We start from the raw sequence: 14814 nt of genomic DNA, 5'->3' as shown, positions 1-14814 counted from the left end.
TCCACATGCGCCCCTCTGCTGTGGAGGGGCGCAGGCGACTCAATGGGACAGCGGGGAGAGGCGCAGCAGATGAATGCGGCGGCTGTCCGCGTTCAATACGCGGAAGCGGAACTCGCCGATCTCGGTGGTCTCGTTGCGCTTGGGCAGGTGACCGAAGGCGCCCATGACCAGGCCGCCGACCGTATCGAACTCGTCCTCGGAGAAGTCGGTCTCGAAGAATTCGTTGAAGGCATCCACCGGGGTCAGCGCCTTGACGATGAAGTCGCCACTGGGCAGCGGCTTGATGTAGCTGTCTTCCTCGACATCGTGCTCGTCCTCGATATCGCCGACGATCTGTTCCAGGACGTCTTCGATGGTCACCAGGCCCGCCACGCCGCCGTACTCGTCGATGACGATGGCCATGTGGTTGTGATTGGCGCGGAATTCGCGCAGCAGCACGTTGAGACGCTTGGATTCGGGCACGAAGGTGGCCGGACGCAGCAGTTCCTTGATGTTGAAGGACTCGCCGTTCTCCTGGAGGATCAGCGGCAGCAGGTCCTTGGCCAGAAGGATGCCCATGACGTCATCGAGGCTTTCGCCGACGACCGGATAACGGGAATGCGCCGCGTCGATGATCGCCGGGAGGAACTCCCTGGGCGTTTGCGCGGCCTTGATGCTGATCATCTGCGAACGCGGCACCATGATGTCGCGTACCTGCAGGTCGGCGACCTGGATGGCGCCTTCGACGATCGACAGCGCTTCGCTGTCGAGCAGTTTGTTCTGGTGGGCCTCGCGCAGCAGCTCGAGAAGCTCCTGGCGGCTTTTGGGCTCATGGGCAAAGGCCTGGGTCAGCTTTTCCAGCCAGGACCTGTGCCCGTTGCTCGATCGATCTTCGCTCATATGTCCTTTGCTCGATGCTTCTTATTGGTCTTCGTCGTCGCGATAAGGGTCGGGGTGGCCAAGTTCGGCCAGCAATTCCCGTTCCAGTGCTTCCATTTCCTCGGCTTCCTCGTCCTCGATATGGTCGTAGCCGAGCAGGTGCAGGCAACCGTGGATCACCAGGTGCGCCCAGTGCGCCTCCAGGGCCTTGCCCTGTTCGGCGGCTTCCCTTGCCACCACCGGCGCGCAGATCACCAGGTCGCCGAGCAGCGGGATGTCCAGCAACTCGTCCGGTACGTCTGCGGGGAAGGAGAGCACGTTGGTAGCGTAGTCCTTGTGCCGCCAGGTGTTGTTCAGTTCGCGGCCTTCGGGCTCATCCACCAGTCGAATGGTCAGCTCCGAGTCGGCGCTGCGCTGGCGCAGGGCCAGTTCGCACCAGCGACGGAAGTCCGCCTCGCTCGGCAGGCCCTGGGCCGTGCTGGCGAGTTGCAGGTCGAGTTCAAGCATTGTCGTCTATCGCGCCCGGATCATTGTCGGCCGGCTTGGCCCTGGCCTGTTGCTGGCGGCTGTCGAAGCGGTCGTAGGCTTCCACGATGCGCTGCACCAGCGGATGACGGACCACGTCATGGGACTTGAAGTGGGTGAAGCTGATGCCGGGCACGTCGCGCAGCACGTCGATCACGTGGGTCAGGCCCGAGCGGGTGCCCCGCGGCAGGTCGATCTGGGTGATGTCGCCGGTGATCACGGCGGTTGAGCCGAAGCCGATACGGGTCAGGAACATCTTCATCTGCTCGACGGTAGTGTTCTGACTTTCGTCGAGAATGATGAAGCTGTTGTTAAGGGTGCGGCCGCGCATGTAGGCCAGCGGCGCGACCTCGATCACCTGCTTCTCGATCAGCTTGGCCACGTGGTCGAAGCCGAGCATCTCGTAGAGCGCGTCGTAGAGCGGGCGCAGGTAGGGGTCGATCTTCTGCGCCAGATCGCCCGGGAGGAAACCGAGTTTCTCGCCGGCTTCGACCGCCGGGCGCACCAGCAGGATGCGGCGCACCTGTTCGCGTTCGAGGGCGTCAACGGCGCAGGCCACGGCCAGGTAGGTCTTGCCGGTGCCGGCCGGACCGATGCCGAAGTTGATGTCGTGGTCGAGGATCGACTTCACGTAGCGCTGCTGGTTGGCGCCGCGGGGGCGGATGTTGCCCTTGCGGGTGCGCAGGGCCACCGCTTCTGCCTTCGGATCGGCTGCGTCCATGCCGGTCTCGCGCAGGAACAGGTGCACCATGTCCGGCGACAGCTCGCTGGCCTCGGTCTCGCGATACAGACGATTGAGGAGGTGTTCCGTGGCGAGGGTGCGTTGCGGGTCACCGACCAGCTCGAACTGGTTGCCACGGTTGCGGATCTCGATGCCCATGCGCTGCTCGATCAGGCGCAGGTGCTCGTCGAATTGGCCGCACAAGTTGGCGAAGCGGCGGGCTTCAAAGGGGTCCAGGGTGAAGCGGTGCAGATCCAGGGAGGCGTTCAATGTCGTGTGTTCGCCCTTGGGGCGGCAGGAGAGGGATGGGATCAAGCATAACCCCGAGGGCCCGGCGGGAAAAGCACGGGCCCGGGGTGTCTCAGTGCGGGGATTCTTCCAGCAGGCTGCCACGCAGGGAGTGGGGCAGGGCGTCGTCGATGCGAACGTCGACGAACTGGCCGATCAGGCGCGGGTTGGCGCTGCGGAAGTTGACGATGCGGTTGTTCTCGGTGCGGCCCTGGAGCATGCCCGGGTCCTTCTTGGAGAAGTCGCTGACCAGAATACGCTGGATGCTGCCGACCATTCGTCGGCTGATCTCGAAGCCCTGCTGGTGGATGCGGCCCTGGAGGATCTGCAGGCGCTGCTTCTTCACCTCTTCCGGGGTGTCGTCCGGCAGGTCGGCCGCCGGCGTGCCGGGGCGCGAGCTGTAGACGAAGGAGAAGGAGAAGTCGAAGCCGACGTCTTCCACCAGTTTCATGGTCTGCTCGAAATCCTTGTCGGTCTCGCCGGGGAAACCGACGATGAAGTCGGAGCTGATGCAGATGTCCGGCACCGCGGCCTTCAGCTTGCGGATACGCGACTTGTATTCCAGTGCGGTGTGATTGCGCTTCATGGCCGCGAGGATGCGGTCGGAGCCCGCCTGCACCGGCAGGTGGACGAACTTCACCAGTTCCGGCACCTCGGCATGGGCCTGGATCAGGGCGTCGGAGAACTCCAGCGGGTGCGAGGTGGTGTAGCGGATGCGGTCGATACCATCGACGGCGGCGACCACGCGGATCAGTTCGGCGAAGTCGGCGATGCGCCCGTCATGGGTCAGGCCCCGGTAGCCGTTGACGTTCTGCCCCAGCAGGGTCACTTCACGGACGCCATTCTCGGCCAGGTGGATGACCTCGGCCAGCACGTCATCGAACGGGCGGCTGACTTCCTCGCCACGGGTATAGGGCACCACGCAGAAGGTGCAGTACTTGCTGCAGCCTTCCATCACCGAGACGAAGGCGCTGGGGCCGTCGACCCGCGGCTCGGGCAGGCGGTCGAACTTCTCGATCTCGGGGAAGCTGATGTCCACCTGGGGTTTGCGGGTGATGCGCGCGGCATCGATCATTTCCGGCAAACGGTGCAGGGTCTGCGGGCCGAACACGACGTCCACGTAGGGCGCGCGCTCGCGGATGGCGGAGCCTTCCTGGCTGGCCACGCAGCCACCGACGCCGATCACCAGTTCGGGGTTCTGCTGCTTCAGCTCACGCCAGCGGCCAAGTTGCGAAAACACCTTCTCCTGCGCCTTCTCGCGGATCGAGCAGGTGTTGAGCAGAATCACGTCGGCTTCTTCCGGACGCTCGGTGACCTCCAGCGCCTGATGTTCGCCGAGCAGGTCGACCATGCGCGAGCTGTCGTACTCGTTCATCTGGCAGCCGTGGGTTTCGATATAGAGCTTCTTGGCCATGCACTTCAGATCAGGTGGTTCGAAGAACCGCGCATTATAGTCGCCATCCCCCGGCCTTCCTAGCGTTGCCTGCCTGGCGGCTATGCTATGATCTGCGCCCCCGAAATTCCCCCGCGACGACCGCCGATCCGCCATGAGCAAGTCCGACCCCATCTATAAGGTGATTTTCTTCAACCAGGGCCAGGTGTACGAGATGTATGCCAAGCAGATCTACCAGAGCGATCTGTGGGGCTTCCTGGAGGTGGAGGAGTTCGTCTTCGGCGAGCGTACCCAGATGGTGGTCGATCCCAGCGAGGAGAAGCTCAAGGCCCAGTTCGAAGGTGTGGTGCGCAGCTTCCTGCCGATGCACTCGATCATCCGCATCGACGAGGTGGAGCGTCTCGGCACGCCGAAGATCAGCGAGGCCAAGGGCGGTGGCAACGTGATGCCGTTCCCAATGCCGATGCCGGAGAAGTGATCGGGCAATCCGCTGATTGAGCCGCTGCCGTCAGGGTAGCGGCGAGAAGGGCGAGCCGCCGTCCGCGGCCTGCAGTTCCAGCAGGTAGTTGCGGAAGATCTGCCCCAGTACCTGGGTGGCGATTTCCAGTTCGTCGCTACGCATCTGTGCGGCCACCAGGTCGGCGCTGTCCATTGCCTCGTCCGAGCCATTCACCGCCGCCATCTTCAGCACGATGTAGGCCTGCACGTTATTGGCCGGAACGCCTTCGCCGCGGAAGAACATGTTGCCGAGGCGCAACTGGGCCTGGGCGTGGCCCTTGAGGGACGCCTGTTCGAACCATTGCAGGGCCTGGGCCAGGTCGCGGGGGGTGCGCTTGCCATCGTAATAGAACTCGCCGAGCTCGTACTGGGCTTCGGCATCGCCGCCCTTGGCGGCCTGTTGGCAGGCGGAAAGGGCTTCCGAGAGGTTTTCCGGCAGGCTGTTCAGGTTGCAGCGCCCGGTGGCCGGGATCAGCAGGGAATTGCCGCCGGCATTGGCCAGCAGTGGCAGGAAGAGCAACAGGCAGCCCAGCGTGAGGGCGCGGCCGGTGCGGTTCATGGGGATCACAGCGCCTCGGAAGCAGTACGGGCATCATGCCCGGCCGGCGAGAAACGCGCCGACGGCCACATTATGAAATAAGCCGGTGCGATCTTACAAAGCCTTTACCTTGTTTGCATTCGAGCGGAGGCCTGGAAGCGGGAGACCGCGACGGACGGGGGTGGAGCGCGGCAGTTCGCCGTAAAGGCGGAGTGATACCGCTGCCCGGCCAGCGCGAAGCACTGGTCCGGACAGCTGGCCCGGGGAAGGCCGGATCAGGCCTGCTTGAGCGTGGCGAAGGCGCGTTCGGCGGCGTCCAGGGTGATCTTCAGCTCGGCTTCGCCGTGGGCGATGGAGGTGAAGCCCGCCTCATAGGCGCTCGGCGCCAGGTACACGCCGCCTTCCAGCATCAGGTGGAAGAAGCGCTTGAAGCGCTCGGCATCGCTGGCCATCACGTCCTGGAAGGTGACGATGTCGTCGGCACCGCTGAAATAGAGGCCGAACATGCCGCCCGCCTGGGTGGTGACGAAGGGGATGCCGGCGGCATCCGCGCGCTGCTGCAGGCCATCGAGCATGCGGGTGGTGTAGTCGGTCAGCTCGGCGTGGAAGCCCGGGCGGCTGATCAGCTTCAGGGTGGTCAGGCCGGCGGCCATGGCCAGCGGGTTGCCCGACAGGGTGCCGGCCTGGTAGACCGGGCCCAGCGGGGCGATGTGGGACATGATCTCGCGCTTGCCGCCGAAGCAGCCCACCGGCATGCCGCCGCCGATGATCTTGCCGAAGGTGGAAAGGTCCGGGGTGATGCCGTAGTAGGCCTGGGCACCGCCGAGGGCGACGCGGAAACCGGTCATCACTTCGTCGAAGATCAGCACCACGCCGTGTTTGTCGCAGAGGCTGCGCAGGCCATCGAGGAAACCCGGCGCCGGCGGCACGCAGTTCATGTTGCCGGCCACCGGCTCGACGATGATGCAGGCCACTTCCTCGCCCACCTCGGCCAGGGTCTTCTCCACCGCCTCGATGTCGTTGAACGGCAGGGTCAGGGTGTGCTGGGCGAAGGCGGCGGGTACGCCCGGGGAGCTGGGCACGCCCAGGGTCAGGGCGCCGGAGCCGGCTTTCACCAGCAGGGAGTCGGAGTGGCCGTGGTAGCAGCCTTCGAACTTGATGATGCTGTCGCGGCCGGTGAAGCCACGTGCCAGGCGGATGGCGCTCATGGTGGCTTCGGTGCCGGAGCTGACCATGCGCACCATCTCCATGGACGGTACCAGGGAGCAGACCAGGTCGGCCATTTCCACTTCAAGCGCGGTCGGCGCGCCGTAGGACAGGCCGTGCTCCAGTTGCTTGCGCACTGCGCCCAGTACGTCCGGATGGCTGTGGCCGAGGATCATCGGGCCCCAGGAGCCGACGTAGTCCACATAACGCTTGTCGTCCTCGTCCGTCACGTAGGCGCCTTCCGCGTGCTTGAAGAACAGCGGCGTGCCGCCGACGCTCTTGAAGGCGCGGACCGGCGAGTTGACGCCGCCGGGAATGTGTTTCTGGGCGTTGGCGAAGAGGATTTCGGAACGGGACATTGGCAGGTCTCTCTTTACAAGCGAATTCGGGTTCAGGCTGCGTCGAACAGCGCGCTGAAGGCGCGGGCGCGGCGCTCCACTTCGGCGGCCGAGTCGGCACCGAACAGGGCGTGGATCACTGCCACCATGCTGGCGCCGCGGGCGATCAGTTCGGGGGCGTTTTCCAGGGTCACGCCGCCGATGGCGACGATCGGCGAATGGAAACGCTGCCGGGCCTGGTCCAGCAGGTCCAGGGTGGCGGCGGGTGCGCCGGGCTTGGTCTGGGAATTGTAGAAGCGGCCGAAGGCGATGTAGCTGGCGCCTTCCTTGATCGCGGTCTCGGCCAGGTCGAGGCTGGCATGGCAGGTGCCGCCGATGATCGCCTGGCGGCCGAGCAGGGCGCGGGCCGCGGCCAGGGAGCCGTCGCTCTGGCCCAGGTGCAGGCCGACGCCCAGGCGCGCAGCCAGTTCGGCGTCGTCATTGATGATCAGCTGGGCGCCATGGCGGGTGCAGAGCTCCATCAGGGCTTCCGCTTCCCGCAGGCGGCGAGCTTCGTCGCTGGACTTGTCGCGGTATTGCAGCAGCTTGGCGCCGCCCTTCAGGGCCGCTTCCACGTAGGGCAGCAACTTGCCCCCGGCCAGCAGCTGGCTGTCGGTAATGGCGTAGAGACCGCGCAATTTCATTGGCAGAAGTCCAGCGGCAGGCGGCGCGGCACGTATTGGCCATGACCGGGTTGCTCGGCGTCACGCAGGGTGCGCCAGGTGTAGTCGAGGGCGGTGCGCACTGCGCTCGACAGTTCTTCGCCCAGGGCCAGGCGGCCGGACAGGGCGCTGGCCAGGGTGCAGCCGGAGCCATGGTAGCTGCCGGGCAGGCGCTGGCAGGTGAAGGTGTGGCGTTCGCCGTCCCGGGTATAGAGGCGGTTGTGCACCTCGGTCTCGTCGCCGTGACCACCGGTGATCAGCAGGTTGCGGCAGAAGGGCAGGAGCTTCTCCGCGCACTGGTCCGGGGTGCCGTCAGGCAGTTCGGCGAGGATGCGCGCTTCCGGCAGGTTCGGGGTGACGATGGTGGCCACCGGCAGCAGGCGTTCGCGGATCGCGTAGCCCACTTCGTCCTTGCCCAGGGCGCCGCCGCCACCGGCGCGCAGCACCGGGTCGCAGACCAGCGGCACGCCGGGGAGCGACTGCATGATCTCCAGCACGGTCTCGACCATCTCCACCGAGCCGAGCATGCCCAGTTTGACAGCGGCCACCGGCAGGTCGGCGATCACGGCACGGGCCTGGGCCAGCACCCATTCGCGGTCGAGGACGCGGAAGTCCGAAACGTTGACGGTATCCTGCACGGTCAGGGCGGTCACCGTCGGGGCGGCGTGGCAACCTTGCGCGATCAGGGCTTCGATATCCGCCTGGAGACCGGCGCCACCACTGGGGTCGTGGCCGGACAGGCAGAGGACTACGGGGCGAGAGTTGGTCGTTTTCATGGTCGGCGAGCTTACCACTAAACACCTCGCCGAGCCGCACTGGCGGCGCTTTGCCTCAGGTCAACCGCGATGCCCCCTGCCGGTCGCGCTGAAAGTGCCGGAATAGAGCTGTTCGTGGATGATGGCAATGTGCAGCGCTCAGCGGCCTTGCGCTGTGCTAGAGTGGTCGCATTTCGAACGACCTGGCCCTGGGTGGCGCGTCAGACAAGGAGGTGGTGCTCCAGGACGCGGTCAATAGGCCATTGCGGGGCTGCATGCGTATCGTCCTCCTTCTGTTCCTTTGCCTGTTGGCGAACCTGGCCAGTGCCGTGGAGTTCGACGAGCAGCTGCAAAGCCTTCCGCTGGGCCGGCACATGGACGTGTTCGAAGACGTTCGCGGCGATGCCAGCATCGAAGACATCAGCTCTCCCGCGCTGGAGTCCAGCTTTCGGCGTAACGAAAAGGCCGTGCTCAACGCCGGTTATTCGCGCTCGGTATTCTGGCTGCGCGTCGACCTGGATTACCGCCCGCACCGCAAGGGTGGCCTGCAGAAGTGGTTGCTGGAACTGGCCTACCCGCCGCTGGACCACCTCGATCTCTACCTGCCCGATGGCCAGGGCGGCTATGTGCTCGCCCAGCGCACCGGCGACGCGCTGCCTTTCTCCAGCAGGGAAATCCGGCAGAACAACTATGTCTTCAGCGTCGACCTGCAACCCAACCAGCCCCAACGGGTCTACCTGCGCCTGCAGAGCGAGGGCTCGATCCAGGCACCGCTGACGCTCTGGTCGCCCCAGGCGTTCCTCGAGGAACAGCCCAGTCGCATCTATGTGCTCGGCATCATCTACGGCGTGCTGCTGGTGATGCTGATCTACAACCTGTTCATCTACCTCAGCGTCCGCGACACCAGTTACCTCTACTACATCCTCTATATCGCTTCCTTCGGGCTCTATCAGATCTCGGTCAACGGGGCTGGAATCCAGTACTTCTGGCCGGACAGCCCCTGGTGGGCCAATGCGGCCACGCCGTTCCTGATCGGATCGGCGGCGCTGTTCGGCTGCCAGTTCGCCCGCAGCTTCCTGCATACCGCCGACCACAGTCCGTGGATGGACCGCGCGCTCCTCGGCCTGATGTTCCTTGGCGGGCTGGCGATGATCCTGGCGCTGACCTCCAGCTATGGCCTGGCCCTGCGCCTGGCGACCTTGCTGGCGCTGATCTTCACCGTGGTGATCTTCACCGCCGGCGTGCTGGCCTGGCTGCGCGGCATGCGCGTGGCGCGCTACTTCATCATCGCCTGGACCGCCTTTCTCCTTGGGGGGGCGATCAACACCCTGATGGTCCTGGGATACCTGCCAAACGCCTTCTTCACCATGTACGCCAGCCAGATCGGCTCGGCGCTGGAGGTGGGCCTGCTGTCCCTGGCGCTGGCGGACCGCATCAATGCCATGAAGGAGGAGCGCACACGCATTCTCCAGGACGCCGGCCGCAAGCTGGAGGCGCTGAACCAGGAACTGGCCAACAGCAACCGCCTGAAGGACGAGTTCCTCGCCACCGTCACCCACGAACTGCGTACCCCGATGAATGGCGTGATCGGCTCCCTCGAACTGATGCAGACCCTGCCGCTGGACGACGAACTGGAACAGTACCAGCGCACCGCCGCCGGCTCGGCGCGGGACATGATGCGGCTGGTCAACGATATCCTCGCCATGACCGAACTGCAGGCCGGCAAGCTTTACCCCAAGCGCGAGCCCTTCAGCCTGCGCGGGCTGATGGACAGCCTGCGGGTGCAGTACGAACCCCGGGCGGCGGAGAAGGGCCTCGCCTTCGAAGTGGAACTCGACCACAAGCTGCCGGACACCCTCGAAGGCGACGCCGGCAAGCTGGCCCAGGCCCTCGGTTATCTGCTGGACAACGCCATCAAGTTCACCAGCAGTGGCAGCGTCGGCCTCAGGGTCAGCGGCCAGGAGCCGGTCAACGGCAGCCTGGCCCTGAACATCGACGTGACGGATACCGGCATCGGCTTCACCATGCCGCCGGATGGCCGGCTCTATCGCCGTTTCTACCAGCTCGATGGCTCCATGACCCGGGAGTATGGCGGCCTCGGCATCGGCCTGGCCCTCAGCCAGCAGTTGGTCGAACTGCTCGGCGGCAGCCTGGCGCACCAGTCCCAGCCCGGCCGCGGCAGCACCTTCACCCTGGCATTGAACCTGATACTGCCGGCCCAGGTGCCGGTAGTGCCGCTGCGTCGCCCCGGCGGCCAGCCCCAGCGCCGGCCGGAGCAATGCACCGTGCTGGTGGTGGAGGACAACGCCATCAACCAGATGGTGACCCGCGGCATGCTGCTCAAGCTCGGTTACCGGGTGCGCACCGCTGACAACGGCGCCGAAGCCCTGGAGCAACTGCGCCGCGAGCCCATCGACGCCGTGCTGCTGGACTGCCAGATGCCGGTAATGGACGGCTTCGCCACCTGCCGCGTCCTTCGCGCCTTGCCCGGTTGCGCGGACCTGCCGGTGCTGGCCATCACCGCCCACAGCCACAGTGGTGATCGCGAGCGCTGCCTGGCCGCGGGCATGAGCGACTACATGGCCAAGCCGGTGAAGTTCGAGGAGTTGCGCGCAATGCTCCACGACTGGCTGCTGTGCCGGCCGCAGGAGAGCCTGAAGTCCCTGGGCTGAGCCGGTGGGTAGGCGCTCGGCTGGTTTCGCGAATGAATTCGCACAAGGTCCACGGATGGGGCGGCCCGTGGGTGGATAGCGCTCTTTTATCCACCGGCGGGGCAGTGCAAGGCACCGATGGTGGAAATCCCCGAAAGAATTTCCACCCTACGCGCCGATTGACAGGGAATCTCCCACAGACAGCTTCCCCACGGCGCATTTGCCCCGGTTCGCGGCAGGTATCCCGCTTTCTGCAAGGTCTGAATCCTGATTCACTGAAAGAAGTGAATCAGGATTCAGACCATGGCCTACCGCACCACCACCACCCGAATCGACCGTGACCAGGCGTTGCGCAGCCGCATTCTCGACTGCGCCCATGCGCGGGTGGTGGAGGGCGGGTTCGCCGCGCTGACCATGCAGGCCCTGGCCGAGGACGCCGGCATCGCCACCGGTAGCCTCTATCGCCATTTCGGCAACAAGGGCGAGCTGGCGGCGGAGGTCTTCGCCCGGGCCAGCCAGCTGGAAGTGGACAGCCTGGCCCAGGTGCTGCGCGGCGAGGGTCCAGCCGCCGAACGCCTGGAGCGGGGGCTGCGCCAGTTCGCCGCCCGCGCCTGGCACAGCCGGCGTCTGGCCTTCGCCCTGATCGCCGAGCCGGTGGACCCGGAGGTGGACGAGCAGCGCCTGCGCTACCGCGAGGCCTATGCCGAGCTGTTCTGTCGCCTGCTGGAGGAAGGCCGGGCCAGCGGCGAGTTCCAGGTGCCCTCCATTTCCCTGACCGCGGCCTGCCTGGTCGGCGCCATTGCCGAATCCCTGGTGGGCCCGCTGTCACCCCCGGCTCGCGCCCAGCGTGAAGCCGACCGCGCACCGGACGACCTCGAGGCCGTCTGCGCCAATCTTGTCACTTTCTGCCTGCGCGCCCTTGGCGCCAGCCAACCTGCCCCGGAGACCTGAGATGAGCCTGCACGAGTTCGCCGAAACCCATGAAGTCTTCAACCAGGTACCGCCACTGGATGGCGCCAACCTATACCGCGTCGACCTGCCGCTGCAGGAGTGGGTGCGCCGCTACCAGGGCGGCTGGGCCGAGGCGCGCCTCGATGCCTACGGCGCCCTGGCCGGTGGCCCGCTGATGGCGGCGGGCTTCCTCGCCAACGAGAACAAGCCCGTGTTCAAGAGCCACGACCGCTACGGGCACCGCATCGACCTGGTGGAATTCCACCCGGCCTACCACGAGCTGATGCGTGCCGCCATCGAGCATGGCATCCCCTCCATGCCCTGGACCGATCCCCGCGCCGGCGCCCAGGTCGCCCGCGCCGGCATGAGCTACCTGCACAGCCAGGCCGAGGCCGGCACCGGCTGCCCGCTGACCATGACCTTCGCCAGCGTGCCGGCGCTGCGCCTGCAGCCGGACATCGCCGAGAAATGGCTGCCGAAGATACTCGCCACCGAGTACGACCCGCGCAATGTGCCCATGGAGCAGAAGGCCGGGGTCACCATCGGCATGGCCATGACCGAGAAGCAGGGCGGCACCGACGTGCGCGCCAACACTACCCGTGCCCATCCAGTCGGGATTCCCGGTCCGGGCCAGGCCTACGAGCTGGTGGGGCACAAGTGGTTCTGCTCGGCCCCCATGTGCGATGCCTTCCTCACCCTGGCCTACACCGACAAGGGGTTGTCCTGCTTCCTGCTGCCGCGCCATCGCCCGGACGGCAGCCGCAACCAGTTCTACATCCAGCGCCTGAAGAACAAGCTGGGCAACTGGTCCAATGCCTCCAGCGAGGTGGAGTACCGCGGCGCCCTGGCCTGGATGATCGGCGAGGAAGGGCGTGGCGTGCCCACCATCATCGAGATGGTGGCCCTGACCCGCTTCGACTGCATGATCGGCTCCAGCGCCCTGATGCGTCAGGCCCTGACCCAGGCCGCCCATCACTGTGCCCATCGCAAGGTCGGTGGGCGCGTGCTGGCCGAGCAGCCACTGATGCAGAACGTACTGGCGGACCTGGCCCTGGAAAGCGAAGCCGCCCTGGCCCTGACCCTGCGCATGGGACAGGCCCTGGACAACGCCCACGACGAGCGGGAGGACAAGTTCGCCCGGCTGGTCACCGCCGTGGGCAAGTACTGGATCTGCAAGCGCGCCCCCGCGATGATCAACGAGGCCGCCGAATGCCTGGGTGGCGCCGGTTACGTGGAAGACACCATTCTGCCGCGCCTCTACCGCGAAGCCCCGGTCAACTCCACCTGGGAAGGCTCGGGCAACGTGCAGTGCCTGGACGTGCTGCGTGCCCTGTCCAAGGAGCCGGGGGTGCTTGATGCGCTCTTCGCCGAGCTGAGCGACGGCCACGGCGACGCACGCCTGGCGTCCTTCATCGGCAATCTCAAGGCGGCCTTCGCCGACACCGCCGATATCCAGTACCGCGCCCGCCAACTCACCGAGGACGTGGCCGTGGCGCTGCAGGCCAAGCTGTTGCTGGAAGCCGGCAACGCCACGGTATCGGACGCCTTCATCGGCAGCCGCCTGTCCGGCCACGGGCGGGTCTACGGCACCTTGCCGCGTGGCGCGGAGGTGGAAGCGCTGATGGCCCGCTCCACCCCGCACCTCGCATAAGCCCAGGTTCCGCTCACCCACCCGCGCGGCGGGTGGGTGCGAGCTGTCCCATCCTGCCGATTCGTTCTATGCCATTGCCCGTCCAAGCAGGCAAGATAGGTCCACAGCGAACAGACAGGATGCCGACCGTGAGCCTCGAACCGACTGATTTTGTGATTGCTGAAACCGCCGAGGAAGCCGTCGATCGCCTCGCCGAGCTGCACCGGCAGGCCACTGGAGCCCTCAGTCAGGCGCTGAAGCGCTACATCAAGGAACGCATCGAGCCGGACGCCGGACAGCGCGCGCTGTTCCGCTACCCGCTGCTGCGCATCACCTACCGTTGCCAGGGCGAAGTGCCGTCCACCACCCGTGCCTTCGCCAAGATCCAGGTGCCGGGCAACTACTGCGTCACCGTCACCCATCCGGATGCCTTCCGCACTTACCTGCTGGAGCAACTGCGGCCGCTGATGCATGACTTCACCGTGCTGGTGGAAGTGGGCACCAGCCAGCAGAACATCCCCTATCCCTATGTAGTGGAGCATGGCGACGAATTGGCCGGCTCCGGGGTGACTGCCGCCGAACTGGCGCGGGTCTTCCCCAGCACCGACCTCTCGGCGGCCACCGATGGCGTGGCCGACGGCCTCTACGAATGGGAGAGCGCCGAGCAGCTGCCGCTGGCGCTGTTCGACGCCGCGCGGGTGGATTTCTCCCTGCGCCGGCTGGTCCATTACACCGGCAGCGACTGGCGTCACGTGCAGCCCTGGATCCTGCTGACCAACTATCACCGCTACGTCGACCAGTTCATCCGCCATGGCCTCGACCAGCTCCGCGATGATCCGCGCTTCGTGCGCATGGTGCTGCCGGGCAACGTGGTGGTGGAGCGGGGCATGGACGAAGGCGAGATGCAGGCGATCGTCGAGGGTGTTGTCTGGCACAGCTTCCAGATGCCGGCCTACCACCTGATCGCCGCCGACGGCCATGGCGTGACCCTGGTGAACATCGGCGTCGGCCCGTCCAACGCGAAGAACATCACCGACCACCTGGCCGTGCTGCGTCCGCACTGCTGGCTGATGATCGGGCACTGCGGCGGCCTGCGGCAGTCGCAGACCATCGGTGACTACGTGCTGGCCCATGCCTACATGCGCCGCGATGGCATCCTCGACCGGGTACTGCCGCCGAACATCCCGCTGCCGGCCCTGGCCGAGGTGCAGCAGGCGCTGCAGGAAGCCGCGGCCCAGGTCACCGGCGAGCGCGGCGAAGACCTCAAGCGCCGCCTGCGCACCGGCACCGTGCTCACCTACGACGATCGCAACTGGGAACTGCGCTGGGCCCAGGAGCGGCCGCTGATCAACCTGTCGCGGGCGGTGGCGGTGGATATGGAAAGCGGTACGGTGGCGGCCCAGGGCTACCGCCTGCGGGTGCCCTACGGCACCTTGCTGTGCGTGTCGGACAAGCCGCTGCACAGCGAAATCAAACTGCCCGGCTCGGCCAGCGCTTTTTACCAGCGCGCGGTCAGCCAGCACCTGCGCATCGGTATCGCCGCCCTCGACCTGTTGCGTAACCAGCTGAACGCGTTGCACTCGCGCAAGCTGCGCAGCTTCGACGAGCCGCCGTTCCGCTGATCGGCAGAGCGGCTTCGTTGGGGGCTTCTGTGTGGGGGCGAATTTATTCGCCTGGGACCGCAACGCGGTCCTCCGGGGCATCGCACGGCAGACCTTCGGCCTGCTTGGCGAATGAATTCGCCCCTACAGGGTTCCTGCC

General features: G+C 66.1%; 13 protein-coding genes. 5 read left to right on the top strand and 8 right to left on the bottom strand.

Annotation, left to right across the window (positions count from 1 at the left end; genetic code table 11):
* Positions 1-39: 39 nt before the first annotated feature.
* The 4 genes from ACFW0H_RS15345 to miaB all read right to left on the bottom strand — a co-directional run bounded on the left by ACFW0H_RS15345 (position 40) and on the right by miaB (position 3806).
* Positions 40-879 carry an HlyC/CorC family transporter gene (locus ACFW0H_RS15345; RefSeq protein ID WP_422914748.1) on the bottom strand — a complete coding sequence of 280 codons (840 nt, stop codon included), beginning with the start codon at positions 877-879 and terminating at the stop codon, positions 40-42.
* A 21-nt stretch (positions 880-900) separates the two neighbouring features.
* The gene (gene ybeY / locus ACFW0H_RS15340; protein ID WP_422914747.1) at positions 901-1365 is read right to left on the bottom strand and encodes an rRNA maturation RNase YbeY; all 465 of its coding nucleotides are present in this window, start codon (positions 1363-1365) and stop codon (positions 901-903) included.
* The gene (locus ACFW0H_RS15335; RefSeq protein ID WP_422914908.1) at positions 1358-2374 is read right to left on the bottom strand and encodes a PhoH family protein; all 1017 of its coding nucleotides are present in this window, start codon (positions 2372-2374) and stop codon (positions 1358-1360) included. The genes ybeY and ACFW0H_RS15335 overlap by 8 nt, the downstream gene beginning before the upstream one ends.
* 91 nt (positions 2375-2465) lie before the next feature.
* The gene (gene miaB, locus ACFW0H_RS15330; RefSeq protein WP_422914746.1) at positions 2466-3806 is read right to left on the bottom strand and encodes a tRNA (N6-isopentenyl adenosine(37)-C2)-methylthiotransferase MiaB; all 1341 of its coding nucleotides are present in this window, start codon (positions 3804-3806) and stop codon (positions 2466-2468) included.
* Between the two features lie 133 nt (positions 3807-3939).
* Between miaB and ACFW0H_RS15325 the strand changes: the two genes are divergently transcribed.
* Positions 3940-4263: a DUF1820 family protein gene (locus ACFW0H_RS15325; protein WP_422914745.1), complete on the top strand. Its 324-nt coding sequence runs from the start codon at positions 3940-3942 to the stop codon at positions 4261-4263.
* Between the two features lie 30 nt (positions 4264-4293).
* On the opposite strand, the gene ACFW0H_RS15320 is transcribed toward ACFW0H_RS15325, so the two are convergent.
* The 4 genes from ACFW0H_RS15320 to ACFW0H_RS15305 all read right to left on the bottom strand — a co-directional run bounded on the left by ACFW0H_RS15320 (position 4294) and on the right by ACFW0H_RS15305 (position 7842).
* Positions 4294-4842 (bottom strand): tetratricopeptide repeat protein, encoded by a 549-nt coding sequence (locus ACFW0H_RS15320; protein ID WP_422914744.1) that lies wholly within the window; start codon positions 4840-4842, stop codon positions 4294-4296.
* Positions 4843-5096: 254 nt separating this feature from the next.
* On the bottom strand, positions 5097-6386 hold the full coding sequence (gene hemL, locus ACFW0H_RS15315; RefSeq protein ID WP_422914743.1) for a glutamate-1-semialdehyde 2,1-aminomutase: 1290 nt from the start codon (positions 6384-6386) through the stop codon (positions 5097-5099).
* A gap of 32 nt (positions 6387-6418) precedes the next feature.
* A complete protein-coding gene (gene thiE, locus ACFW0H_RS15310; protein WP_422914742.1) occupies positions 6419-7048 on the bottom strand; it encodes a thiamine phosphate synthase in 630 nt (209 codons plus the stop codon).
* The gene (locus ACFW0H_RS15305; RefSeq protein ID WP_422914741.1) at positions 7045-7842 is read right to left on the bottom strand and encodes a hydroxymethylpyrimidine/phosphomethylpyrimidine kinase; all 798 of its coding nucleotides are present in this window, start codon (positions 7840-7842) and stop codon (positions 7045-7047) included. The genes thiE and ACFW0H_RS15305 overlap by 4 nt, the downstream gene beginning before the upstream one ends.
* A 254-nt stretch (positions 7843-8096) precedes the next feature.
* On the opposite strand from ACFW0H_RS15305, the gene ACFW0H_RS15300 reads away from it, so the two are divergent.
* The 4 genes from ACFW0H_RS15300 (at position 8097) to amn (ending at position 14675) form a co-directional block, all read left to right on the top strand.
* The gene (locus ACFW0H_RS15300; protein WP_422914740.1) at positions 8097-10493 is read left to right on the top strand and encodes a hybrid sensor histidine kinase/response regulator; all 2397 of its coding nucleotides are present in this window, start codon (positions 8097-8099) and stop codon (positions 10491-10493) included.
* A 282-nt stretch (positions 10494-10775) separates the two neighbouring features.
* Entirely contained in the window at positions 10776-11423 is a 648-nt protein-coding gene (locus tag ACFW0H_RS15295; RefSeq protein WP_422914739.1) for a TetR/AcrR family transcriptional regulator, read from the top strand.
* Between the two features lies 1 nt (position 11424).
* Positions 11425-13074 (top strand): acyl-CoA dehydrogenase family protein, encoded by a 1650-nt coding sequence (locus ACFW0H_RS15290; RefSeq protein ID WP_422914738.1) that lies wholly within the window; start codon positions 11425-11427, stop codon positions 13072-13074.
* A gap of 119 nt (positions 13075-13193) precedes the next feature.
* Positions 13194-14675 carry an AMP nucleosidase gene (amn, locus tag ACFW0H_RS15285; RefSeq protein WP_422914737.1) on the top strand — a complete coding sequence of 494 codons (1482 nt, stop codon included), beginning with the start codon at positions 13194-13196 and terminating at the stop codon, positions 14673-14675.
* Positions 14676-14814 lie beyond the last annotated feature (139 nt).

This window comes from Metapseudomonas cellulosilytica (assembly GCF_049334135.1).
Taxonomy (GTDB): Bacteria; Pseudomonadota; Gammaproteobacteria; order Pseudomonadales; family Pseudomonadaceae; genus Metapseudomonas.
This window is presented reverse-complemented; position numbering and strand designations above follow the sequence as displayed.